General features: G+C 64.1%; 21 protein-coding genes. 14 read left to right on the top strand and 7 right to left on the bottom strand.

Annotation, left to right across the window (positions count from 1 at the left end):
• Positions 1-9 precede the first annotated feature (9 nt).
• Positions 10-1,350 (bottom strand): ATP-binding protein, encoded by a 1,341-nt coding sequence (locus NCS00_RS04395; protein WP_008350808.1) that lies wholly within the window; start codon positions 1,348-1,350, stop codon positions 10-12.
• Entirely contained in the window at positions 1,334-2,056 is a 723-nt protein-coding gene (locus tag NCS00_RS04390) for a response regulator (RefSeq protein WP_008350810.1), read from the bottom strand. Before NCS00_RS04390 ends, NCS00_RS04395 begins: the two co-directional genes overlap by 17 nt.
• Before the next feature lie 245 nt (positions 2,057-2,301).
• Here NCS00_RS04390 and NCS00_RS04385 point away from each other — a divergent pair, with 245 nt between their 5' ends.
• Positions 2,302-2,898: a Spy/CpxP family protein refolding chaperone gene (locus NCS00_RS04385; protein WP_250439398.1), complete on the top strand. Its 597-nt coding sequence runs from the start codon at positions 2,302-2,304 to the stop codon at positions 2,896-2,898.
• Between the two features lie 69 nt (positions 2,899-2,967).
• Here the strand turns inward: NCS00_RS04385 and NCS00_RS04380 are convergent, their stop codons facing one another.
• Positions 2,968-3,666: a pirin family protein gene (locus NCS00_RS04380; RefSeq protein WP_008350815.1), complete on the bottom strand. Its 699-nt coding sequence runs from the start codon at positions 3,664-3,666 to the stop codon at positions 2,968-2,970.
• Positions 3,667-4,021: 355 nt separating this feature from the next.
• Between NCS00_RS04380 and NCS00_RS04375 the strand changes: the two genes are divergently transcribed.
• The 5 genes from NCS00_RS04375 (at position 4,022) to NCS00_RS04355 (ending at position 9,396) form a co-directional block, all read left to right on the top strand.
• Positions 4,022-4,708, top strand: coding sequence for an ABC transporter permease (locus NCS00_RS04375; RefSeq protein ID WP_008350817.1), 687 nt, complete (start codon positions 4,022-4,024; stop codon positions 4,706-4,708).
• A gap of 27 nt (positions 4,709-4,735) precedes the next feature.
• The gene (locus tag NCS00_RS04370) at positions 4,736-5,449 is read left to right on the top strand and encodes an ABC transporter permease (RefSeq protein WP_008350819.1); all 714 of its coding nucleotides are present in this window, start codon (positions 4,736-4,738) and stop codon (positions 5,447-5,449) included.
• 25 nt (positions 5,450-5,474) lie between these two features.
• A complete protein-coding gene (locus NCS00_RS04365) occupies positions 5,475-6,254 on the top strand; it encodes an ABC transporter ATP-binding protein (protein WP_008350821.1) in 780 nt (259 codons plus the stop codon).
• Positions 6,255-6,804: 550 nt separating this feature from the next.
• Positions 6,805-7,953 (top strand): porin, encoded by a 1,149-nt coding sequence (locus tag NCS00_RS04360; protein ID WP_008350822.1) that lies wholly within the window; start codon positions 6,805-6,807, stop codon positions 7,951-7,953.
• A 333-nt stretch (positions 7,954-8,286) separates the two neighbouring features.
• Positions 8,287-9,396, top strand: coding sequence for a porin (locus NCS00_RS04355; protein WP_250439396.1), 1,110 nt, complete (start codon positions 8,287-8,289; stop codon positions 9,394-9,396).
• 78 nt (positions 9,397-9,474) lie between these two features.
• Here NCS00_RS04355 and NCS00_RS04350 read toward each other — a convergent pair whose 3' ends face one another.
• The 3 genes from NCS00_RS04350 to zwf form a co-directional block, all read right to left on the bottom strand.
• The gene (locus tag NCS00_RS04350; protein WP_033536676.1) at positions 9,475-11,385 is read right to left on the bottom strand and encodes a bifunctional transcriptional regulator/glucokinase; all 1,911 of its coding nucleotides are present in this window, start codon (positions 11,383-11,385) and stop codon (positions 9,475-9,477) included.
• Positions 11,366-12,076, bottom strand: coding sequence for a 6-phosphogluconolactonase (gene pgl / locus NCS00_RS04345; protein ID WP_034471312.1), 711 nt, complete (start codon positions 12,074-12,076; stop codon positions 11,366-11,368). Before pgl ends, NCS00_RS04350 begins: the two co-directional genes overlap by 20 nt.
• A gap of 128 nt (positions 12,077-12,204) precedes the next feature.
• Positions 12,205-13,665 carry a glucose-6-phosphate dehydrogenase gene (gene zwf, locus NCS00_RS04340; protein WP_008350831.1) on the bottom strand — a complete coding sequence of 487 codons (1,461 nt, stop codon included), beginning with the start codon at positions 13,663-13,665 and terminating at the stop codon, positions 12,205-12,207.
• 586 nt (positions 13,666-14,251) lie between these two features.
• Between zwf and NCS00_RS04335 the strand changes: the two genes are divergently transcribed.
• The 6 genes from NCS00_RS04335 to NCS00_RS04310 all read left to right on the top strand — a co-directional run bounded on the left by NCS00_RS04335 (position 14,252) and on the right by NCS00_RS04310 (position 21,128).
• On the top strand, positions 14,252-15,505 hold the full coding sequence (locus NCS00_RS04335; protein WP_008350833.1) for an ABC transporter substrate-binding protein: 1,254 nt from the start codon (positions 14,252-14,254) through the stop codon (positions 15,503-15,505).
• 255 nt (positions 15,506-15,760) lie between these two features.
• Positions 15,761-16,618, top strand: coding sequence for a carbohydrate ABC transporter permease (locus NCS00_RS04330; RefSeq protein ID WP_235366287.1), 858 nt, complete (start codon positions 15,761-15,763; stop codon positions 16,616-16,618).
• Positions 16,608-17,465 (top strand): carbohydrate ABC transporter permease, encoded by an 858-nt coding sequence (locus NCS00_RS04325; protein WP_008350838.1) that lies wholly within the window; start codon positions 16,608-16,610, stop codon positions 17,463-17,465. The genes NCS00_RS04330 and NCS00_RS04325 overlap by 11 nt, the downstream gene beginning before the upstream one ends.
• Before the next feature lie 30 nt (positions 17,466-17,495).
• Complete coding sequence (locus NCS00_RS04320) at positions 17,496-18,614, top strand: ABC transporter ATP-binding protein (RefSeq protein WP_008350840.1); 1,119 nt, start codon at positions 17,496-17,498, stop codon at positions 18,612-18,614.
• A gap of 106 nt (positions 18,615-18,720) precedes the next feature.
• Positions 18,721-20,832, top strand: coding sequence for a prolyl oligopeptidase family serine peptidase (locus NCS00_RS04315; protein WP_250439390.1), 2,112 nt, complete (start codon positions 18,721-18,723; stop codon positions 20,830-20,832).
• A gap of 89 nt (positions 20,833-20,921) precedes the next feature.
• A complete protein-coding gene (locus NCS00_RS04310; RefSeq protein ID WP_250439375.1) occupies positions 20,922-21,128 on the top strand; it encodes a hypothetical protein in 207 nt (68 codons plus the stop codon).
• Between the two features lie 428 nt (positions 21,129-21,556).
• Here NCS00_RS04310 and NCS00_RS04305 read toward each other — a convergent pair whose 3' ends face one another.
• On the bottom strand, positions 21,557-22,768 hold the full coding sequence (locus NCS00_RS04305) for a Bcr/CflA family multidrug efflux MFS transporter (protein WP_250439373.1): 1,212 nt from the start codon (positions 22,766-22,768) through the stop codon (positions 21,557-21,559).
• A 146-nt stretch (positions 22,769-22,914) separates the two neighbouring features.
• Here NCS00_RS04305 and NCS00_RS04300 point away from each other — a divergent pair, with 146 nt between their 5' ends.
• Both NCS00_RS04300 and hemL read left to right on the top strand, forming a co-directional pair.
• Positions 22,915-23,367 carry a hypothetical protein gene (locus NCS00_RS04300; protein WP_008350847.1) on the top strand — a complete coding sequence of 151 codons (453 nt, stop codon included), beginning with the start codon at positions 22,915-22,917 and terminating at the stop codon, positions 23,365-23,367.
• A gap of 154 nt (positions 23,368-23,521) precedes the next feature.
• The gene (gene hemL / locus NCS00_RS04295; RefSeq protein ID WP_250439365.1) at positions 23,522-24,805 is read left to right on the top strand and encodes a glutamate-1-semialdehyde 2,1-aminomutase; all 1,284 of its coding nucleotides are present in this window, start codon (positions 23,522-23,524) and stop codon (positions 24,803-24,805) included.
• Positions 24,806-24,807: the final 2 nt, after the last annotated feature.

The following is a 24,807-nucleotide window of genomic DNA, read 5'->3' as shown; positions in this document are numbered from 1 at the left end:
AGCGCGCCGTTACAGCGCGCGCTCTTCGTGCTGCGACCCGGCGCGGCGCTCCTGCACCGGCCGCGTGGCGCTGTCGAACGGAAAGGTCATCGTGACCTGCAATCCGCCGTCGGCACGATTGCCGATCTCGCACTCGCCGCCCGCACGTCGCGCGAGCCGCTCCACGATCGCGAGTCCGAGCCCGCTGTGGCCGCTGCCGCCGCGCGCCGGATCGAGCCGCACGAAAGGCCGGCTCGCCTTGATGAGATCGTCCGGCGCGATGCCCTTGCCGTGATCGGACACCGACAATACCCAGCCCTTGGCTTCCCGCCGCGTCTCGATGACGACCGGCGGCGCGCCGTATGCATGGGCGTTATCCAGCAGATTCGACAACAACCGGTCCAGCGACGCCGCCGGCAGCGCGAAAGCGGGCCCCGCTTCGAGCTTCAGGCGGATCGGCTGCGCGTCCGGCGACACCGCGCGATACGCCCGCGCGATCCGCTCGCACTGCTCGTCGACGGGAACCGGCTCGCTGCCGTCCGGGCGGTCGTGCGCGAACACGAGGAACTGGTCGACGATATGCGCCATCGAATCGACATCGCGCACGACGCCGTCGCGCATTTTGTCGTCGTCCATCATTTCGGCGCGCAGACGCAGGCGCGCGAGCGGCGTCTTCAGATCGTGCGCGACGCCTGCAAGCATGACGGCGCGATCGTTCTCCGTCTGCGAGACCTCGCGGACCATCTGATTGAAGCCGTGCGTGAGCTGCCGCAATTCGCGCGGACCGCGCTCCGGCACGGGCGGCGTCGGCTGGCCGCGTCCGAAGCGCCCGACCGCCTGCGCGAGCGCGCGCAGTGGCGACTGCAACTGCCACGCGCCGAAAAGCGCGGCGAGCACGGCGGTTGAAAAGATCAGCGCGAGCCAGACGAGCATGCGGTCGCGCGAGCGCGGCGGACGCAGCGGCTGCACCGGCACGACGACCCAGCCTGCGTCCTTCGCGCCGTGCACCCAGACGCTCGGCGGGCCGCCGGGCTCGTTAAGACGCACGTCGGTGCCGTCGGGCAAACGGTCTTTCAGATCCTCGACAAAGCGCTGCAGTGGCGGCGGCGTGCCCTCGTCCGGCTGCTTCGGCACGTCCGGGCTATCGAGCGCCACGAGGCGCACGCGCGGCGGCAGCGGTTGATCCGGCGTATTGGCGATGTGCTGGCGCACCGCCTCGACCAGGAACACGGCCTCCTCGACGGCGAAGCGCGTCTGCACGTTATCGCGCTCGAAGCGGATGATCGCGAACCACGCGACATGCGACAACACCAGCATGCCGATGACGATGACGACCAGCCGGCCGAACAGCGTGTCAATTGCCCGGCGCATTTTGCTCGCCGTCCGGCACGAACACGTAACCGCGTCCGCGCACCGTCTGGATGAAGCGCGGCGCCGACGGATCGGTTTCCAGGATGCGGCGCAGGCGCCACACCTGCACGTCGATGCCGCGATCGGTGCCGTCGTACTCCGGACCGTGGAGCAGTTCGAGCAGGCGCTCGCGCGTGAGCGTGCGCATCGGGTTGTTCACGAAAATTTTCAGAAGCGCGAATTCGCTGCCCGACAGCGTGAGCGGCCTGTCGTCCTGTTGCAGCGTGCGCGACTGGAAGTCGAGCCTGAAGCGGCCGAACGAATACGGTTCGCGCTGCTCCGGCGCGGCGGACGGAATCGTGCGGCGGCGGCGGAGCACGGCCTGCACCCGCGCGAGCAGTTCGCGCGGATTGAACGGCTTGCCGAGGTAATCGTCCGCGCCGAGTTCGAGGCCGACGATGCGGTCGACGTCGTCCGCGCGTGCGGTCAGCATGATGACGGGGATGTCGTCGCCGGATGCGCGCAATGCTTTGAGCGCGGTCAGCCCGTCGACGCCCGGCATCATCAGGTCGAGCACGATGAGATCGGGCCGCTCGCGTTCGATGCGGCGTTCGAGACCGCCGGCGTCATGCAGCACCGATACCTCGATGCCCTGCCGGACCAGATAGTCGCGCAAAAGGTCGCGCAGTTCGGCGTCGTCGTCGACGACAAGTATTTGCGTAGTCATGGAATGGAGTTTAGCGCGTGCGTCAGACCTCGATTGATGACAGGCCTGCCATAAGGGTTACGGGGTGTTACGACGAAAGCGAGGCGTAAACCTGCGTAACAAGCCTAAACCATGCCGTAACACGCCGTGCACGGCGAACCCCTACGCTGTGTCTCACCGACAAGCGCGAGACCTCCACGCATCAACCCGTACGTCGATGCAGGTTTCGCGGCTTCGGCTTCGAAAACAATCAAGGGAGTACCAAGATGGCCAAGCAATATCGCATCCTCACCGCCGCCGCTGCCGCAATCGCGCTGACGTTCGGCACGGCCTACGCCGCGACGAACGACGCGCCGCCCCCGCCGCCTCCGGGCGGTCCGGCCATGATGGGCGGCCCCGGCGGTCACGGCGGCCACCGCATGGAAATGCGGATGCAGAAGCAGCTGGACGAACTGCACGGCCAGTTGAAGCTAAACTCGGATCAGGAAAAGCTGTGGCAGACCGCGCTCACGACGATGAAGCAGAATCGTCAGGCGATGCGCGAAAGCTTCAGGCAGATGCACGATCAGATGAAGTCGATGGAAAACCAGCCGATCCTCGACCTGAACGCGATGCACGCCGCGCATCAGAAGATCGAGCAGCAGAACGAGCAGTTGCGCGAGCAGACCGCGACCGCGTGGTTGAACTTCTACAACGCGTTGAACGACCAGCAGAAGACGACGGTCAGCACGGCGCTGAAGAAGCACTTCGCGAAGATGCGCGAGCACGAGCAGAAGATGCACGAGCGCTGGGGCAAGCACCGCGGCGGCCCGGACGGCGCACCGGGCGCGGCGGCGGGCGCATCCGCCACGGCCAAGCCGTAAGCCGTCTCGGCGCATGAAAGAAGGCCGCGGAGCATGCGCTCCGCGGCCTTCTTTACATCAGTGGAACGATCAGGCGAGGTCGAACAGCAGCACTTCCGCGTTATCGCCCTTCTCGATCGTCACCTTCGACACGTCTTCGAGCTTCACGGCGTCGCCCGCGCCGAGCGCTTCGCCGTTGACCGTCACCGCGCCGCGCGCCACATGCACATACACGCGGCGGCCCGCCGGCACGTCGAAGTCCGCGCGCTCGTCGCCGTCGAAAAGTCCCGCGAAGATGCGCGCGTTCGCGCCGATCTTCACCGAACCGTCGGTGCCTTCCGGCGATGCGATCACCCGCAGGCGGCCGCGCTTTTCATCGTCGGCGAAGCGCTTTTCCTCATACCCGGGCGCGCCGCCCGGCGCATCCGGAATGATCCAGATTTGCAGGAAGTGCGCGGTGTCCGTCGGCGAACCGTTGAATTCGCTGTGGCGCACGCCGGTGCCGGCGCTCATGCGCTGGACATCGCCGGGACGGATCGTCGAGCCGTTGCCCATGCTGTCGCGATGCGCGAGCGCGCCCTCGAGCACGTAGCTCACGATTTCCATATCGCGATGGCCATGCGCGCCGAAGCCCTGTCCGCCCGCGACGCGGTCCTCGTTGATCACGCGCAGCGCGCCGAAGTGCATGTGCTCGGGATCGTAGTAATCGGCGAAGGAGAAGCTGTGATACGAGTCGAGCCAGCCGTGGTTGGCGTGACCCCGTTCGTTGCTGCGGCGAATCTCGATCATGGTATTTGCTCCCGCCCAAGGCGTTGTTTTGCGATGGAGAGAATGTAAGGGCGACGCCCTTCCGAAACAACGCGCGCCACGGCACTACATCGTTCCGCTGATGCATGTAATCGGACACATCCTGCTTCGAACTCGCGCCCTGGCCGGCTTCGGGTAAAATACCGCGCTTTTCCGGGCGGCGACGGGTTGGGAACGCCCGCGAGACGCCGGAACGCGCCGCGATGCGCCGGAAAAACGCATCGGAAACGTTGGCAGGGTTAGCAGCAGCGGCTGCTCGCAATTTTGGCCATCTAGAATACCGACCGCCGCGCTCGTCACACTCCATGCACGTCAGGCACCTTACCAAGGAATCACCATGTTGCAAGGCTACGGTCCGCTGATCCTCGCGGGCACCTGGCAGACCGTCAAGCTGGCGGTGCTGTCGCTCGTGTTCGCCTTCGTGATCGGCCTGATCGGCGCGGCGGCGAAGCTGTCGAAGAACCGCGTCGCGTCGGGCGTCGGCACCGTCTACACGACGCTCATCCGCGGCGTGCCCGATCTCGTGCTGATGCTGCTGCTCTTCTACAGCATCCAGATCTGGCTGAATCTCTTCACCGACGCGATGGGCTGGGATCAGATCGACATCGATCCGTTCCTCGCCGGCATTCTGGTGCTCGGCTTCATCTACGGCGCGTATTTCACCGAAACCTTCCGCGGCGCGTTTCTTTCCGTGCCGCGCGGCCAGCTCGAAGCGGGCGCGGCCTACGGCATGACGCCGTGGCAGACCTTCGCGCGCATCATGTTTCCGCAGATGATGCGTTTCGCGCTGCCGGGCATCGGCAACAACTGGCAGGTAATGGTCAAGGCGACGGCGCTCGTGTCGATCATCGGTCTCGCGGACGTCGTCAAGGCCTCGCAGGACGCGGGCAAGGGCACGCTGCGTTTCTTCTTCTTCACGCTGCTCGCGGGCGCGATCTATCTCGCGATCACCACGATCTCGAATCTCGTGCTGATCTGGCTGGAGCGGCGCTATTCCATCGGCGTGCGCAAGGCCGACCTCTAATCGGTCCATTACAGGGCGGCAGGGATCATGATCGAAATCATCCAGGAATACTGGAAGAATTACCTCTTCACCGACGGCTACCGCATCACCGGTCTCGCGATCACGATGTGGCTGCTCGTCATCTCCATCGGCCTCGGCTTTTGTCTTTCGGTGCCGCTCGCGGTCGCGCGGGTGTCGAAGAACAAGCTGCTCTCGCGTTCGGTGTGGCTCTATACCTACGTGTTTCGCGGCACGCCGCTCTATGTGCAATTGCTGCTCTGCTACACGGGCCTGTATAGCCTCCAGGTCGTGCGCGATCACATGCTGCTTTCCGAGTTCTTCAGAAGCGGGATGAACTGCACGCTGCTCGCGTTCACGCTGAATACGTGCGCCTACACCACCGAGATTTTCGCCGGCGCGATCAAGGCGACGCCCTACGGCGAAATCGAAGCCGCGCGCGCGTATGGCATGTCGAGCTTCACGCTGTATCGGCGCGTGATTCTTCCGTCGGCGTTGCGGCGCGCGCTGCCTTACTACAGCAACGAAGTCATTCTGATGCTGCACGCGACCACCGTCGCGTTCACGGCGACCGTGCCGGACATCCTCAAGATCGCGCGCGATGTCAACTCGGCGACGTATCAGTCGTTCGAGGCGTTCGGCCTCGCCGCCCTGCTCTACCTCTGCATTTCGTTCGCGCTCGTGTGGCTGTTCCGCCGCGCCGAGCATCGCTGGCTCGCTTATTTGCGGCCGCAAGGCAAATAAGTTCACCGCCGCTCAAGGACCGTTCATGATTTCCCAGCAGCACAAGCTTTTCGTCGATGACATTCACAAGCAGTACGGCAGCAACGAAGTTCTCAAGGGCGTGTCGCTGAAGGCGAAGGCCGGCGACGTCATCAGCATCATCGGGTCGTCGGGCTCGGGCAAGAGCACGATGCTGCGCTGTATCAACTTTCTCGAACAGCCGAATCAGGGGCGCATCTTCGTCGACGGGAAAGAAGTCCGCACGATGAAGGACAAGACCGGCGCGCTGAAGGCGGCGGACGCGCAGCAATTGCGGCAGGTTCGCTCGAAACTGTCGATGGTCTTCCAGCACTTCAATCTCTGGTCGCACATGAACGTGCTGGAGAACGTGATCGAGGCGCCCGTCAACGTGCTCGGACTTTCGCGGAAAGAAGCGGAGGAGCGCGCGCGTACCTATCTGGAGAAAGTCGGGCTCGCGCCGCGCGTGGAGAAGCAGTACCCGTCGCATCTGTCGGGCGGGCAGCAGCAGCGCGTGGCCATCGCGCGGGCGCTCGCGATGCATCCCGATGTCATGCTCTTCGACGAGCCGACCTCCGCGCTCGATCCGGAGCTCGTCGGCGAAGTGCTGAAGGTGATGCAGACGCTCGCCGAGGAAGGCCGCACGATGATCGTCGTCACGCACGAGATGGCGTTCGCGCGCAACGTGTCGAACCATGTGGTGTTTCTGCATCAGGGGCGCATCGAGGAAGAAGGCCATCCGGATGCCGTGTTCGGCAACACGAAGAGCGAGCGCCTGAAGCAGTTTCTGTCGGGCAGCCTGAAGTAAGCGATCGCTGCCGGAAGCAGCCTTCCACTCCAAAAAAAGCGTCCGTGAGGCGCTTTTTTTACGCCCGGCCGCAAGGCTTTAGACCTCTTTCGCGCCCTGACTCGACCTAGCGCCGCGGCGAGCGCGCGTCAATAGGCGACAAACCTGACCCCGAAACTTACATGCCGCTGAAGCCCTGATGGAATAAGGCTTTGCGGCGTATTTCCCATCCTGTGGGTCGACTGCCTAGCACATGGGCATTGCATTTTTGACACAAACGGTCGGCGATCGTCATTTTTCTTTGGCGACCATAACGTAATTTGTTAAATTGGTAACGAAAGTACCAAAACGAAGTACACAAAAAGTAGTTTTACTTCAAAAGTCCAAAAGAAACTGAGGAACGGCACCGATCGACGGATCGGGGTCAGATTCGCGCCCACGACGTGCGAATCGTCACTAGCACTACAGCCCGCGCGTGTCCTTCCTCTGAAAACATTTTCGGTTGGGTGCGCTCGCATCGAACCACACAGCAGCACTTGGGTTCTATTTCTTGACAGGGTTGGAGGAGATGATGAAGAAAGCTTTGCTCGCGTCGGCAGCACTGCTGGCGTTCAGCGCGGGGGCGCACGCTCAGAGCAGCGTGACGCTGTATGGCCGCCTGGACGCGGGGCTCGAATACATGAACGGTGTGCCGACCGGTCCGGCCGGCGCGCCCGCCACCGGCTCTTCGCACCGCTTCAAGGCGGAAAGCGGCGATTGGGGCACGAGCTTGTGGGGTTTGAAGGGCGTCGAAGATCTGGGCGGCGGCTATCGCGCCGTGTTCCAGTTGGAAGGCAGCTTCAACACCATGACGGGTCAAGGCCCGGGCGGCGGCGGCCTCTTCAATCGCTGGGCGACGGTCGGTATCGCGAACAATCAGTTCGGTACGCTGTTGCTGGGTCGTGAACTCTTCATCGCCAACGGCGTATGGGACTTCGATCCGTTCGGTCAGTCGAACTGGTCGTCCGCATCGCTGGTGCGTGGCCGCAACTGGCCGCAGTCGAGCAACAACATTTCGTACCAGTCGCCGAAGTTCGCGGGCTTCGACTTCTACGGTCAGTACTCGCTCTCGAACGCGACGAACTGGAACGGTAACGGCACGACGCCGCAAGGCCGCGAAGCGGGCGCGTACATCACGTACACGACGCCCCTCTTCCAGATTCGCGGTATGTACGACGAAATCCGCAACCCGGCAAACGGTACGCTCGGCGGCGCGTACAACCCGATCGACGGCGGCTCGGGCGGCAACGGCGTCTATGCGTACTCGCGCGAGTACACGGCGATGTTCAACCTGTTCCTCGGTCAGTTCAAGGTACAGGGCGCTTATCAGGCAATCCGCAGCTCGGGCATGACGGGCCAGTTGCCCGGCCAGCCGACCACGCTCGATCACGAATGGGGCGGCGTGACGTGGCAAGCCACGCCGGCAGCAGCGCTGATCGCGGCGGTGTACCACGTCAACGGCAACAACGGCGCGGGTAACGCGACCATCTACACGGTCGGCGGCTCGTACAACCTGTCCAAGCGCACGCTGCTCGACCTGCAGGTTGCGACGGTGCAGAACAGCAAGGCCGCGAACTACGGTCTGAACGCCAACAACTATGGCTCGGCTGCTTCGACGGACAACCCGTTCCCTGGCCACAGCCAGACGGGCGTGTACGCAGGTATCCAGCACTCGTTCTAAGCAACGGGTCTGACAGAAAAGTCTTTTAGAAGGTTTTCACGCTGCTGCGAGAGGCGCGTATCGGTGCGGTGCCCGAAAGGGTATCGCACCGTTTTTTATTGGATCGCGAGACTTTCGGGCGTTTGCAGCTCGGGCATAACGAACGTCGATGCCGACGGTATCCTGCCCGCGCACGACATTTGTCAACTCGGCAACTAAAACTACAAAACCGGGCATCCGACAAAGTAGTTCTACTTCACAATCCCTCCGAATTCGAGAAATGACGCGGATCGCGGCGTGATCGCGATGCTTCGTCATGCACATGTTTTCTTTGACAGCGTTTTGGAGGGGATGATGAAGAAGGTATTGCTCGCGTCGGCAGCACTCATGGCGTTCAGCGCAGCGGCACATGCACAGAGCAGCGTGACGCTGTACGGCCGCATCGACGCGGGACTCGAATACATGAGCGGCGTGCCTGACGGCGCCGGCGGCAGCACGCATCGTTTTCGCGCCGAAAGCGGCGATTGGGGCACGAGCCTGTGGGGCATCAAGGGCGCCGAGGACCTGGGCGGCGGCAACCGCGCCGTTTTCCGGCTGGAAAACGGCTTCAACGCGATGAACGGCCAGGCGCAAGGCAACCTCTTCAATCGCTGGGCGACGGTCGGTATCTCCAACGATCAGTTCGGTACGGTTCTGCTCGGCCGTGAGCTCTTCATCTCGAACGGCATATGGGACTTCGATCCGTTCGGTCAGTCGAACTGGTCGTCGGCATCGCTGGTGCGTGGCCGCAACTGGCCGCAGTCGAGCAACAACATTTCGTATCAGTCGCCGAAGTTCGCGGGCTTCGATTTCTACGGCCAGTACGCGCTGTCCAACGCGACCAACTGGAACGGCAACGGCACCACGCCGCAGGGCCGTCAGGCCGGTGCGCAGATCACCTACACATCGCCGCTGTTTCAGGTGCGCGGCATCTACGACGAGATCCGCAACCCGGCGAACGGCACGCTCGGCGGTGACTACAGCACGGGCAACGGTGCCTACGCCTACTCGCGCGAATACACGGCGATGTTCAACGTGTTCCTCGGCCAGTTCAAGCTGCAGGGCGGCTATCAGGCGATCCGCACGTCCGGCATGACGAACCTGCTGCCCGGCCAGCCGAGCACGCTCGATCACGAATGGGGCGGCGTGACGTGGCAAGCCACGCCGGCAGCGGCGCTGATCGGCGCGGTGTATCACGTGAACGGCAACAACGGCGCGGGCAACGCGACCATCTATTCGGTCGGCGGTTCGTACAACATCTCGAAGCGCACGCTGTTCGACATTCAGATCGCCACGGTGCGCAACAGCAGCACCGCGAACTACGGCCTGAACGCCAACAACTACGGCACGTCGGCGGCGACGGACAACCCGCTCGTCGGACACAGCCAGTCGGGCGTGTACGCGGGCATCCAGCACTCGTTCTGACGCGCCGGTTCGATCCGCAAGACAAAGGGCCGCCGATTCGCATCGGCGGCCCTTCGTTCATCGCGCTTCGAAAGCGCTTCAGTCCCGCGCCATTCCCGATGCGCCGTGGCTCAGCCAGTCGAGCACGGCGGCGGCGTCATCGTCGCTCGACTGACGCGCCTTCGCGACCGTCTCGCTGATCTTCGCGCCGGGCTTCGGCGCGGCACGGCGAATCGCGACGCCGACCGCGAGAATGTCGATGATGACGAGGTGCAGAATGCGCGAGATCATCGAAAGCTGCGACTCGCGGATCTCGATGTGATCCGTCTCCAGCGCGACCGTCGCGCGCTTGGCGAGCGGCGTGTTGCTCGACGTAATAGCGATGACCGTCGCGCCTTGCTGCATCGCCACTTCGAGCACGCGCAGCAGTTCCGGCGCGCGCCCCGACTTCGACACCGCCACGATCACATCGCCCTTGCCGAGCAGCGCCGCGGACGCCGCCTGCATGTACAGGTCGCCGTACGCGATCGTCGGAATGCCGAAGCGGAAGAACTTGTAGTGCGCGTCCTGCGCGACGATATTCGAATTCCCGAGCCCGTAGAACTCGATGCGCCGCGCGCCGTTGAGGATATCGATCGCGCGCTCGACGTTCTCGAAGTTCAGATGCTCGCGCAACTGCAGGATCGCCGACACGGTGTTGTCGAGCACCTTCGCGCCGAAGTCCGTGGCCGTATCGCCGAGATGCACCTGGCTGTGGCTCACCGGAATGGTGCCGGTCAAGCCGGTCGCGAGCTTCAGCTTGAAGTCGGACAAGCCCTGGCAGCCGAGCGAGCGGCAAAAGCGGATTACCGTCGGCTGGCTGACGTCGGCCTTGCGCGCGATGTCGATGATCGGATCGTTGATGATCGAGCGCGGATGATTCAGCGCGAGATCGGCGACGCGCCGCTCGGCGGGCGTCAGCGCGTCACGCATCTGGCGGATGCGTTCGAACACGGCCGACGAACCGCTGTTCGCGCGATTCGACAACTGTTCCGACAAAATCGCCGACACGCCGAGAAACGCCGGATATTCCGCCGTGATGATGTACGTCGGAATGCCCGACAGATACTGCTGGAAGCGCCCTTTCGACTCGAAGCGCTCGCGAAACGGCGACTTGTGGAACAGCTCGCCGAGCTTCAGCACGATGCCGCCGCCGATGTAAATGCCGCCCAGCGCGCCCAGCGTCACGGCGATATTGCCCGCGAACGTGCCGAGGATCGCGCAGAAACAGTTCACCGTTTCGAGCGCGAGCGGCTCGCCTTGCAGCGCGCGCGTCGTGACATCGGCGGCGGTGAAGGTGTCGGCGACCGTGACGTTGTCGCGCTCCGCGAACGCCCGGTAGATCAGCTCCAGCCCCTGCCCCGCGCACACGCGCTCGAACGAGACGTGCGGAAACTTGCGGCGCGCATAGCGGGTGACGAGGTCTTCGTTCTCGTCGAACGGCGAAAACGTCGCGTGGCCGCCTTCGCTGCCGAGCGCGATCCAGCGATCGTCCGCCGGAATCAGCCCGGAGACGCCCAAACCCGTGCCGGGGCCGAGCAGACCGATCACGCTGTTCTGCCGCCGCGAGCCGCCGCCGACCTGTTCGCGCTGGGCGTCGGTCAGGCCGGGCAGCGCCATCGCGAGCGCGGTGAAGTCGTTCACGACGAGCAGCGTGTCGAAGCCGAGCGCGCGGCGCGTCGCCTCGATCGAGAAGCTCCAGTCGTGATTGGTCATCTTCACGTGATCGCCGTCGACCGGATTCGCGATCGCGATCGCCGCATGATTGACGCGGCCGACCTTCGTGTCCTTCAGATACTGCTGCATCACCTCCGCGATGCCGGGGTAATCGGCCCCCGGATACACGCGGATCTGCCCGATCTCGCCGGTTGCGGTCTCCAGCGCGAAGCGCGCGTTCGTGCCGCCGATGTCGGCCAGAAGCCGCGGTCCGTCGGCGTGCTGAGCCGCTGTCTTATGCACACCAGTAGACATCGAGCTTCACTCCTTCAGCGTGGGCCAGCGTCGAGATGGCGTTTTTTTGCGGCGCGGCGAGCGCCGCGTTCAGGACGTCGAGTTTCTTCTGCCCGGCGATGAACAGATACAACTGCCCGATCTGCTTGAGCGCCGACATCGACAGGCTCACGCGCGCATGCGGCGCCGCGCCCGGATGCACGGCGATGAACCGGTCCGGCGTGGAGATCGCGAAATCCCATTCGGGCGCGTCGGCGAAAATCGAGGCCGTGTGGCCGTCCTCGCCCATGCCGAGCACGGCCACGTCCGGCAGACGGCGGCGCGGATCGGCGTTCAGTTCGGCGATGTGCGCCTCGAGCGGCTTGGCCGTATCGACGAGCGGCAGGAAATACGCCGACCCCGCCGCGTTCTGCAGCAGCGTGTCGCGCACGAGCTGCGCGTTGCTCGCGGAATCGGTTTCGGGCACCCAGCGGTCGTCGACGAGCGTCACGTCGATGTGCGCCCAGTCGAGCGGCTCGCGCGAGAGCGACTGCAAGAACGGTTTCGGACTCGTGCCGCCCGAGACCGCCAGCGTGGCGTGAGCGGTTTGTCCGGCGGCATCGGCCGATGCCGCGCCTCTTGCCGCGAGGGACGCTTTCAGCGCGTCGCTCACGGCTTTCGCCAGCGCGTTCGAATGGGCGCGCGGATCGTCGAAAGTATGAAGCTCGATCACTGCTCCTCCTGCTTGTTCTGGTTTATCGATCCGCTTTCTGTTCGCGCCGTCGCAATGACGGGCGAAGCGGTGTCCTGAATCTTCGTGCGCGCCGCGCGCCTCTTGCGGGCTGCGTCGGCGTCACTCCCTCAATTCTCTTCTTCCAGCCAGCACGTGCCCGCCTGCGCGAGCATCGCGCTCGATGCCGCCGGTCCCCACGTGCCCGCCGCATACGGCTTCGGCTTGCTGGTCGCCGATGCCCACGCGTTCAGGATCGGCTCGACCCAGCGCCACGCCGCTTCCTGCTCGTCGCGCCGCACGAAAAGCGCGAGGCGGCCGTGAATCACATCGAGCAGAAGCCGCTGATACGCCTCCATCTGTCCTTCCTTGAAGAACTGATCGAACGCGAGATCAAGATGCACGCTCGCGAGGTTCATGCCCTCGCCCGGCTGCTTCGCCAGGCAGTAGAGACGAATCGACTCGTTCGGCTGCAACCGGATCACGAGACGGTTCGCGCCCGCGCGCAATGCGTTCGCGCCGAGCGCCGAATGCGGCACCGCGCGGAAATTCACGACGATCTCCGCGACGCGATCCGCGAGCCGCTTGCCGGTGCGCAGGAAAAACGGCACGCCCGCCCAACGCCAATTCTCGATCTCCACCTTCAGCGCGACGAAAGTTTCCGTCGTGCTGTCGGGGCGCACGCCCGGCTCGGTCACGTACGCGGGCACCGCCGTACCGCGGATCACACCCGCATGATATTGCCCGCGCACCGCGACGCGGCTGATGTCGCGCTCGTCGATGGGCTTGAGCGCGCGCAGCACGCGCAGTTTCTCGTCGCGCACGGAGTCGGAGTCCATCGAGTGCGGCGGCTCCATCGTCACGATGGAAAGCAACTGGAGCAAGTGGTTCTGCACCATGTCGCGCAGCGCGCCCGTATTGTCGTAGAAGTCGCCGCGCGCTTCCACGCCCAGTTCCTCGGCGATCGTGATCTGGATGCTCTCGACCCATTCCCGCCGCCACAGCGGCTCGAAAAGCGCGTTGCCGAAGCGCAGCGCGAGCAGGTTCTGCACCGGCTCCTTGCCGAGATAGTGATCGATCCGATAGATCTGCTCTTCCTGGAAGATTTCGCCGACGGCGTCGTTGATCGCGTTCGACGACTTCAGGTCGTAGCCGAGCGGCTTTTCGAGCACGATGCGCGCGTTCTGGTTCAGGCCGACATCGGCCAGCGCCCGGCAGATCGGCACGAACAGCGACGGCCCCGTCGCCAGATAGAAGACGCGCGTGCCGTCGAACCGGGCGAGCGCGTCGCGCAAGACGACGAAGTCCTCCGGACGTCCCAGGTCCAGCCCGACGTACTCGAAGCGCTCGATGAAGCTCTGCCACGCGGCTTCATCGATGCCGTTCTTCGCTACATGCGGCTTCACGTGATCCTCGACCCACGCGCGGTATTCCTCTTGCTGCTTGGCCTCGCGCGCGACCGAGACGATTCTGCCCGCCGGATTGAGCATGCCCGCGCGATGCGCCTCGAAGAGCGCGGGAAGAATCTTGCGCATGGAGAGGTCGCCGGTGCCGCCGAAGAGTACGAAGGTGAAGTTCGAGTCGCTTTGCATGAGTCTCTACGTGGGTTCGAGAGCGGATGTGAGTCGAATCGGGGCGAGTCGCCCGGGTGACTACGGATGACAGCGTAGTCCGATAAAATTTTTTTTGACACTGAATTGTAGTTTAACTACAATCCAAATCAAGAGGAAATGTCATCTACAGAAAATTGCCAAAGTCAATCAGACAAGTCTGGTGACGAGCTTTTTTACAGATGATCGTTCTGAGCGCATGTTAACGGAGCGCGCGGCGCGCCGCTTTCCACGGAAAGCGCCCCTTGCGGCTCACGATCGTTCAGGCCTCGCGCCTCGCCGTCGAGTGCGTCTTTCGGGGCAACGCTCGAACGAACGGGTAAAAATCAAAAGAGGAGACAGCCGTTGCGATTCAACCCACTCATCTCTTGAGCGCCGTGCGGCCGACTATCGGTCTGCCGGCCCGGCACGTCGCGTCCGTCGTGACTCGCGCCTGCCGCATCCCCGCCGACACCGCCGATTCCCGGCCATCCAGTTTTGCCGTTTTTTCGACCACCGCTTCTTAGCCATGCTTCTGGCTGCATCGGGAGCCAATCGTTTCTTGTCAGGTGTCTGGAGGAGATAAACAATGAAAGTCCGTAAGCTCATGGGCGCGCTGTGCGCCGCAGGTCTTCTGTGCGGCGCGACGGCGTCGGCGGTTCAGGCTGCCGAGGCCGTTTCCGTGTTGCACTGGTGGACGTCCGGCGGCGAATCCAAGGCTGTCGGCGTGCTCAAGGACGACATGACGAAGCAGGGTTACACCTGGAAGGACTTCGCTGTCGCGGGCGGTGCGGGCGCGGCCGCGATGACCGCGCTGAAGACGCAGGTCATCTCGGGCAACGCGCCGTCGGCGGCGCAGATCAAGGGCCCGCTGATCCAGGAATGGGCCGAGCAAGGCGTCCTCGTGCCGATCGATTCCGTCGCGGGCGACTGGAAAAAGAACCTGCCGCCGGAAATCGACAAGATCATCCACGCCGACGGCCACTACGTCGCCGCGCCCTTCTCGGTGCATCGCGTGAACTGGCTGTACATCAACAAGGCCGCGCTCGACAAGGCGGGCGGCAAGGTCCCGACCAACTGGAACGAGTTCTTCCAGGTCGCCGACAAGATGAAGGCCGCGGGCATCATGCCGATCGCGATGGGCGGCCAGCCGTGGCAGGACCTGACGCTGTGGGAAGACGTCGTGCTGTCGCAGGGCGCGGACTTCTACAAGAAGGCGATCGTCGATCTCGATCAGAAGACCTTGACCTCGGACAAGATGGTTCAGGTGTTCGATACGGTCCGCAAGATCCAGGGCTACTTCGATAGCGGCCGCACGGGCCGCGACTGGAACCTCGCGACCGCGATGGTCATCAACGGCAAGGCCGGTATGCAGTTCATGGGCGACTGGGCGAAGGGCGAATTCGCCGGCGCCGGCAAGAAGGCGGGCACGGACTACGTGTGCGCGCCGGTGCCGGGCACGGAGAAGGCCTACACGTTCAACGTCGACTCGTTCGTGTTCTTCCAGCAGAAGGGCCAGAAGGCTGCGACGCCGGGCCAGCTCGCGCTCGCGAAGACCATCATGACGCCGGAATTCCAGGAGCAGTTCAGTCTGAACAAGGGGTCGATCCCGGTGCGTCTCGGCGTCCCGATGGATAAGTTCGACGACTGCGCGAAGAAGTCCTACGCTGATGAACAGACGGCGATCAAATCGGGCGGCTATGTTCCGTCGCTCGCGCACGGCATGGCTCAGGGCGATGCCGTCGCCGGCGCGATGACCGACGTCGTGACGAAGTTCATGAATTCGTCGCAGGATTCGAAGAGCGCGGTTGCCGCACTCGCGAACGCCGCCAAGACGAAGTAAGGCCGCATCCGCCCGGCGCGTGTGCGAAAGGCATGCGCCGGGCGGGGCAAGACAGAGCAGGACTGCATCTGTAACGTCGCAACATTTCAGCGCCAGCAGGCATTCGCCACAGAAGCGCCAGTCAGTGCACCTAAACGCACGAAAAGCGCCGGCGCATCTTCCAGGAGTCGAGTCGTGACTGCCTCCATCGCCGCGGACAAGAAACCGCAAAACCCGCCCCGTCGCGCGTCACCGACGGCGGCGCTCGCCGATCGCATGATTCCGAAGCTGGTGCTCGCTCCCAGCGTCGTGATCGCGCTCGTTTTCGTGTACGGCTTCATCGCCATTACCGGGTATCTGTCGCTTTCCGAATCGCGGCTCATGCCGCGCTACGATTTCGCGGGCTTCGACCGCTACAAACAGCTTTTCGCCAACGACGTCTGGTGGACTTCCGCCGCCAACCTCGGCTGGTTCGGCATTCCGTTCATCGGGATTTGCGTGTTCCTCGGCCTTTTCCTTGCGATCCTTCTCGACCAGAAGATCCGCAACGAAGGTGCATTGCGCGCGGTCTTCCTCTATCCGATGGCGCTTTCGTTCATCGTGACCGGCACCGCGTGGCAGTGGATTCTGAACCCCGGCCTCGGTCTGGAGAAAGTGTTTCATGACTGGGGCTGGACGAGTTTCTCGTTCAACTGGCTCGGCGACCCGGACAAGGCGATTTTCTGCGTCGTGATCGCCGCGGTGTGGCAATCGACGGGCTTCGTGATGGCGCTCTTCCTCGCCGGTCTGCGCGGCGTCGACGGCGAAATTTTCAAGGCCGCGCAAGTCGATGGCGCGACGCTGCCGACCATCTACCGCAAGATCGTGATTCCGAGCATGCGCCCGGTGTTCTTCTCCGTGCTGCTGATCCTCTGCCACATCACGATCAAGACCTTCGACCTCGTCGTCGCGTTGACGGCGGGCGGTCCGGGCACGTCGTCGTCGCTGCCGGCAATCTTCATGTACACGTTCTCGTTCAATCGCGGGCAACTGGGCGTGGGCGCCGCATCGTCGATGATGATGCTCGCCACCGTCGTCGCCGTGCTCGTGCCGCTCATGTATCTCGAATCGAGGAGCACCCGCAATGCAGCCTAAGATGACCCTGAGCCGCGCCGTCATCTACGCGGTGCTCATACTTTTCGCGCTCTACTTCCTGTTCCCGATCTACGTGATGCTGTCGACGTCGTTCAAGGATCTCGACCAGCTTCGCACGGGCAATCTGCTCACGCCGCCGACGCACTTCACGTTCGCGCCGTGGGTCAAAGCGTGGCAGGAAGCGTGTACCGGCGTGCGCTGCGACGGCATGGAGCCGTTCTTCATGAACTCGGTCCGCATGGTGATCCCCGCCGTGCTGATCTCGTCGTTCATCGGCGCGTTCAACGGCTACGTGCTCACGCACTGGCGCTTCCGCGGCGCGGACGCCATCTTCACGATGCTGCTCGTCGGCTGCTTCATCCCCTTCCAGGCGATCCTTCTTCCCATGGCGCGTCTGCAGGGCTTTCTCGGCCTTTCGAACACGACGACCGGCCTCGTGCTCGTGCATGTGATCTACGGTATCGCGTTCACGACGATGTTCTTCCGCAACTTCTACGTGAGCATTCCGGCCGAGCTCGTGAAGGCGGCGCGCATCGACGGCGCGGGTTTCTTCACCATTTTCACGAAGATTCTGCTGCCGGTGTCGCTGCCGATCTTCATGGTGTGCCTGATCTGGCAATTCACGCAGATCTGGAACGATTTCCTGTTCGGTATCGTGTTTTCGGGCGTGGATTCCATGCCGATCACGGTGGCGCTGAACAACCTCGTGAACACATCGACGGGCGTGAAGGAATACAACGTCGACATGGCCGGCGCGATCATCGCCGCATTGCCGACGATCCTCGTCTACATGATCGCGGGACGTTATTTCGTGCGCGGGCTGACGGCCGGCGCGGTGAAGGGTTAAACGAGCAGTATCGAGAGATAGAGGATTCACATGGCAAGCCTTTCCATCCGTGACGTGTACAAGACCTACCCGAACGGGGTGCCGGTTCTCAAGGGCGTCAATATCGATATCGAGGACGGTCAGTTCCTGATCCTCGTCGGCGGCTCGGGCTGCGGCAAGTCGACCCTGCTGAACATGATCGCGGGTCTGGAGACCGTGACCCGTGGCGACATCATGATCGACGGCAAGACGGTCAACGACCTCTCGCCGAAGGACCGCGATATCGCGATGGTGTTCCAGTCCTACGCGCTCTACCCTTCGATGAGCGTGCGCGACAACATCTCGTTCGGTCTCAACATTCGCAAGGTGCCGAAGGACGAGCAGAAGAAGATCGTCGATCGCGTGTCGGAGACGCTGCAGATCGGTCATCTGCTCGATCGCAAGCCGGGGCAACTGTCGGGCGGGCAGCGTCAGCGCGTCGCGATGGGCCGCGCGCTCGCACGCGATCCGGTGATGTTCCTGTTCGACGAGCCGCTTTCGAACCTCGACGCGAAGCTGCGCATCGAGATGCGTTCGGAGATCAAGCTCTTGCATCAGCGCCTCGGCACGACGATCGTCTACGTGACGCACGATCAGATCGAAGCGATGACGCTCGGCGATCGCATCGCGGTGATGAAGGACGGCATCGTGCAGCAGTTCGGCGCGCCGCAGGAGATTTACGATTCGCCGTCGAATCTGTTCGTCGCGGGCTTTATCGGCGCGCCGCCGATGAACTTCATCACGGGCAAGCTCGTCGAGTCGGGTTCGGGCGTCGGTTTGCAACTCGATACGGGCGTCACGCAGAAGGTGCTGAATCTGCCGTTCGATGCGGGTCGTTTGCGCAGCAAGGTCGGGCAGGATGTGATTCTGGGCCTGCGCCCGGAGCGCATCACCGATTCGCGCAGCGCGCACGATGTGTCGGATGCGAGCCTGCAGCCGGTCGACGTGCGCGTCGACGTGATCGAGCCGACCGGCCCGGACACGCTCGTGTTCGCGCAGGTGAACGGCAAGCGCGTCGTGTCGCGCGTGCACCCTGCGAGCAATCCGCAGCCGATGACGAACATGACCCTGCTGTTCGATGTGTCGAAGGCCGTGCTGTTCGATCCGCAGACGGAAGAGCGGCTGGCTTGAGTCTGCCTGGTCGTTGAAGTTGAAAGCCGCGCTGATGCGCGGCTTTTTCATTGCGCCGCCATAACAGGCACAATCGGCGTTTTGCCTTTCGAAGCTCCGATTCCGCATGACCATCCTCGATCAGAATCCCGAACTCGCCTGGCCGCCCTCCGACGGCCCCGATCCCTTCATCGGCCTCGAAGCGCTCGACGACGCCCGCGTGCAGTCGTGGATCGACGCCCAGAACCGCCGCACCGAAGCCGCGTTCGGCAACACGCCCGACGCGCGCGCCCTCGCCGGCCGGCTCGAAAAGGCGTACACGTCGAAAGACCGCATCGTCGCCTGTTCGCGTTACGGCGACTGGGGCTACAACACATGGCAGGACGACGCGCATCCGCTCGGCATCGTACGCCGCACGCCGTGGTCTGCGTGGCTCGAAGGCAAGCCCGCATGGGAAACGATCCTCGACGTCGACGCGCTCGACCTGAACACCGACGCGGTGGGCGACACACGCTGGGCCCTCGCCGACTTCGACATGCTCTATCCCGACTACGATCGCGCGCTCGTGAGCCTGTCGCCGGGCGGCTCGGACGCGTGCATGGTGCGCGAGTTCGAGATCGCGTCGAAAACGTTCGTCGCGGATGGCTTCGCATTGCCCGATGTCGGCAAGCACGACATCTCGTGGATCGATCGCGACACCGTGTACGTCGGCTGGGACGACAGCAAGACGAACCCGAGCCCCGCGCTGACGACATCCGGATTTCCACGGCAGGCGCGTCGCTGGAAGCGCGGCACGCCGCTCGCGGATGCGCCCGTCGTGTTCGAAGGCAATCGGCGCGACGTGTCGGCGGGCGTGGACTACGATCCGATCGAGAAGCTGCATCTCGCGTCGCGCGCGGTCACGTTCTACGACACGCTCAACTACTGGCTCGACGAAACCGCCAACGAATGGCGCCAGTACGATCTGCCGTCGCACGCGGAAATCGAGCACTGGAACGGCTGGCTCTTCGTCACGCCGCGCAAGTTCTGGAACGCGGGCGGGCGCCGCTACGCGCCCGGCACGCTGACCGTCATCCGCCGCGACGCGTTTCTCGCCGGCTCGCGCCGGTTCACGGCGCTTTTCACGCCGTCGGAACGCCTCGTCCTCGCGGGCATCGACTTCACGAAGCAGTTCCTCATCGTTTCGCAGATGGATGACGGCACGCCGCGCGTCACGCTGCTGCGCCCGGACGCGAATCCCGATGACGCATGGCAGGCGCACGAATTCGCGCTGCCGGAAGCGAGCCAGTCATGGGTCGATTCGATCGACAGCGAACGCGACGACACCGTGCTCATCCACGTCGAGCATTTTCTGTTGCCGCCGTCGCTCTATCACGCCGATCTCGCCAGCGACGCGCCCTGGCGACTGCTCGCGCGCCTTCCCGCGCAATTCGACGCAACCGGTCTCGCCGCCGTGCGCCGCCACGCGATCGCGCCGGACGGCGAGCGCATTCCTTACTGGCTGATCGGAAGAGACATCGAGACCACCGCCGAACCGCGCCCTTGCCTGCTCTACGGCTACGGCGGCTTCGAAGTCGCGCTCGACCCCGGCTACGACGCAACCACGGGCATCGCGTGGCTCGAACGCGGCGGGCTGTACGCGGTCGCGAATATCCGTGGCGGCGGCGAGTTCGGCCCGGCGTGGCATCAGGCGGCATTGCGCGAGAACCGTCAAATTTCGTTCGATGATTTCACCGCGGTGGCGCAAGCGCTCGTCGATGGCGGCGTCACGACGCCGAAGAACCTCGCCATTCGGGGCGGCAGCAACGGCGGCCTGCTCACCGGCGCGTGCATGGTCCAACGGCCCGAGCTTTTCGGCGCCGTGCTGTCCGAAGTGCCGCTGCTCGATATGGCGCGCTTCCACTTGCTGTTGCAAGGCGCATCGTGGATCGACGAATACGGCGATCCCGACGACGCCGGCGATCTTCATCATCTGATGGCGTATTCGCCGTATCAGAACGTGAAGGCCGACGTGACGTATCCGCCGGCGCTGTTCACGTCATCGACGAGCGACGACCGCGTGCATCCCGGCCACGCGCGCAAGATGGCCGCGAAGATGCAGGCGCAAGGCCACGCCGACGTCTGGTATCAGGAGACCGGCGACGGCGGGCACGGCGCGGGCGTCGAACCCGGAGCGGTCGCGCAGGCGGAAGCCGCGGCCTTCACGTTTCTCGCGGCGACGATCGGCCCGCTCGAATAGCAGCACGCGGGGACGTTTCAGTCGATGCCTATCGAGAAGCGCGAACGCATTCTGCAGGATCTGGACCCTTCGAATGCGCTTCCCGAGTCATGCCGATACCGATCCCGCCGACACGCTTCACGCTCGACCCCGATGCGTTCGCCGCCGCCGGCGAACGCGCCTTCGTCACGTCGAACCTGCATGAGATCGTCGCGCTCTGCGTGATCTCCGATGTCAACGAGGCCACGCTGTCCGCGCTCGCGGCGCGCGGCATTCGTCTCGCGCCGCCCATGCCGACGATCACGCGCGCGGTTTAGGCGAACATCGGTTTCACGGCGCGCAACAGCGCGTTTCGGCCGTCACGCGGCCTTGCCCACCGATTCGAATTCCTTCGATATGTCGTCGTTCGACGACGGCCTACACTCGTCTCATTCCTTGATGCAGTCCAGCTTCGTCGACAAGGCTGAAACGGCAACGAGGAATAACCGAATCGACACGAACCCGATCAGGAAGCACCTTTGACCCAGGCACCACTGATCGCTCATCTGGAGAACATGCCTATTGCCCCTGCGACCGAAGCGAGCCGGTAAACAACTTTGACCCAGTAAGTTACCGAATCGACAAACAACTGCGATCGACCCAGGAAGCACCTTTGACCCAGGCACATCTGATTCGAGACCGCAAAAACGAGCATCAAATGTTGAGCCTCGCCACATAGCGAGGCTTTTTTGTTTCTGCGCGCCGTTCAGACCTTCACGGGCGCCGCGTGCGACCGCAGCACCAGCGTGCGCCCGGCGAATGTCAGCACGCCGCACACGCCTATCACGATGCCCATGCCATGCGGCGAAACATCGTGAAACAAGCCGACGGCGAGACTCGCGAGCGCGCCGAGCGCGAGCTGCATCGCGCCGAAAACCGCGGCGGCCGCGCCCGCGTTGTGCGGATACCGATGCATCAGCTCGGTCGTGCAATTGGCCGACAGCAGTCCGACCACGCCGACCACGAAGAACAGCGTCACGACGATCGACCACAGGCCGCCCAAGCCCGTCAGCGCCACGAACGCGACCGCGAGCGCCGCCGCGACGCTCACGAACGATGCAGCCGAAATCATCTTCATCGCGCCGACGCGGCCGACGAACTTCGTGTTGAGCACATTCCCCGCGATGATGCCGACGATGTTCAGGCCGAACAGCAGCCCGTAATACTGCGGCCTGACGTGGAAGTAATCGATATAGACGAACGGCGTGGCGGTGATGTAGGCGAACATCGACGCGAAAGCCATGCCGCCGCACATCATGTGGCCCCGGGTGACGGGATCGGTCAGCAGATGCCCGTAAGCGGCGAACGATTTGCCGACCGCCGCGCTCGCGCGCCTTTCCTTAGGCCATGTCTCCGGCACGCGCAGATACGCCGTCACCGCGCATGTCACGCCGAAGAGCGTCAGCGCGACGAACACGACGCGCCAGCTGCCCAGCAGCAGCAATTGCCCGCCGATCAGCGGCGCAAGCAACGGTCCGATCGACGTGACGATGGACAGCATCGACAGGACGCGTGCCGCGTCGGTCGGCGCGTGGGCGTCGCGGGCGATCGCGCGCGCGAGCACCGACGCCGCGCCCGCGCCGAGCGCCTGCAGGAAGCGCACGAAGACGAGCGCGTCGATGGAAAACGCCGCCGCGCAGCCGATGCTCGCGAGCGCGTACAGCGCGATGCCGCCGAGCAGGACGGGGCGGCGGCCATAGGCGTCGGACATCGGACCGTAGAGCAGCATGCCGAACGAGAAGCCGAACATGAAGCTCGTCAGCGTGCTTTGCGCGGCGGCCGGGCTCGTGCCGAACGCGGCGGCGAGCGACGGCAGGCTCGGCAGATACATGTCGATCGACAGCGGGCCGCACGCGGCGAGCGCGCCGAGCAGAAGGATCAAACGGCCATCGGGCCGGCGCCGGGTGGTGTCGGACATGGAGTTCGGGAGACGGGGAAGCGTTGAGGCCGCGCGGCATCCTTACCGCGCAAGGAGCAAACATTGTACGCGAGCCCTTGCCGCGATCCGGCCCCGGTCGCGACGCTGCGTTAAGCTCATCGCTCTCTTCTCGTCCGACCGAACCCATGACCGCCTTTCTGCTGATCTGGAGCCCAAAGAAATGGCCGTGGCCCGACTTGCCCGAGTTCGCGCGGCGCGTCGCCGCAGGCGATGCCGTCGCCGACGTATGGGGCTGCGGCACCGCGCGCGGACTCTTGCCGGGCGATCGGGTCTTCGTGCATCGCGTGTCGCAGGAACCCAGGGGCGTGTTCGCGTCGGGCTGGGTGACGCGCGCGCCGTACGAAGTGCCGGATGCCGGAGCCAAGCGCGGCTATCGGCTGTGCATCGACTTCGTTTATGACTGGCTCGTCGATGCGCGCGAGCAGGTCGTCGTCACGCGCGACGAATTGCGCGCGCATCCGTTCTCCGTGCAGACGTGGGACGCGCAGATGTCCGGCACGCTCATCAAGCCGATCGCCGAGGGCGCGCTGGAAAAACTGTGGGCCGCACGCACCGGACGGCGCTCGATGCGACCCTAGCCGGACACGGTTGCATTGCAACGACTCCGGTACAATTTCAGCATCGTTCTTCGCGCCGGACGGCGCGTTTCGCGCGCCGCGCAGACGTTGCAGCGGCAGCCGGGCGCATGTCCTCGCGACTCCCGCATCCACTTTTCAGTGCAGGCTTCCATCCATGTCCAAGAATCAAGCTCTCTTCGAACGCGCGCAGCGAACCATTCCCGGCGGCGTGAACTCGCCGGTGCGGGCGTTCCGCTCGGTCGGCGGCACGCCGCGCTTCATCGAGCGCGCAGAAGGCGCGTATTTCTGGGATGCGGATGGCAAGCGCTATATCGACTACATCGGCTCGTGGGGCCCGATGATTCTCGGCCATGTCCATCCGGAAGTGCTCGGCGCCGTACAACGCGTGCTCGCGAACGGCTTCTCGTTCGGCGCGCCGACCGAAGCCGAAATCGAAATCGCCGAGGAAATCTGCAAGCTCGTGCCGTCGATCGAACAGGTGCGGATGGTGTCATCCGGCACCGAAGCGACGATGAGCGCATTGCGCCTCGCGCGCGGCTTCACGAACCGCAGCCGCATCGTCAAGTTCGAAGGTTGCTATCACGGGCACGCGGACAGCCTGCTCGTCAAAGCCGGCTCCGGTCTGCTCACGTTCGGGAATCCCACTTCCGCCGGCGTGCCCGCCGACATCGCGAAGCACACGACCGTGCTCGAGTACAACAACGTCGAGCAATTGAACGAGGCGTTCAAGGCGTTCGGGCCGGAAATCGCGTCGGTGATCGTCGAGCCGGTCGCGGGCAACATGAATCTCGTGCGCGCGACGCCCGAGTTTCTCAGCGCGCTGCGCGAACGCTGCAACGAATACGGCTCCGTGCTGATCTTCGACGAAGTCATGTGCGGCTTTCGCGTGGCGCTCGGCGGCGCGCAGCAGGTCTACGGCATCAAGCCCGATCTCACCTGTCTCGGCAAGGTCATCGGCGGCGGCATGCCGGCGGCCGCGTTCGGTGGACGCCGCGACATCATGGCTCATCTCGCGCCGCTCGGCGGCGTCTATCAGGCGGGCACGCTGTCGGGCAATCCGATCGCGGTGGCCGCGGGCCTGAAGACGTTGCAACTGATCCAGCGTCCCGGTTTCTACGACGATCTCGCCAAGCAGACGCGCAAGCTCGTCGACGGCCTCACCGGCGCCGCCCGCGACGCGAAGGTGCCCTTCTCCGCCGATTCGATCGGCGGCATGTTCGGCCTGTATTTCATGGACAGCGTGCCGGGCAGCTTCGCGCAAATCCAGCAAGGCGACACGAGGCGCTTCAATGCGTTCTTTCACGCGATGCTCGATGCCGGTGTGTACTTCGCGCCGTCCGCGTTCGAAGCGGGCTTCGTGTCGAGCGCGCACGACGACGCGATCATCGACGCGACGATCGACGCGGCGCGCGGCGCGTTCGCGTCGCTCGCCGCCTGACG

The organism is Caballeronia sp. AZ1_KS37, assembly GCF_023631165.1.
Taxonomy (GTDB): Bacteria; Pseudomonadota; Gammaproteobacteria; order Burkholderiales; family Burkholderiaceae; genus Caballeronia; species Caballeronia zhejiangensis.
This window is presented reverse-complemented; position numbering and strand designations above follow the sequence as displayed.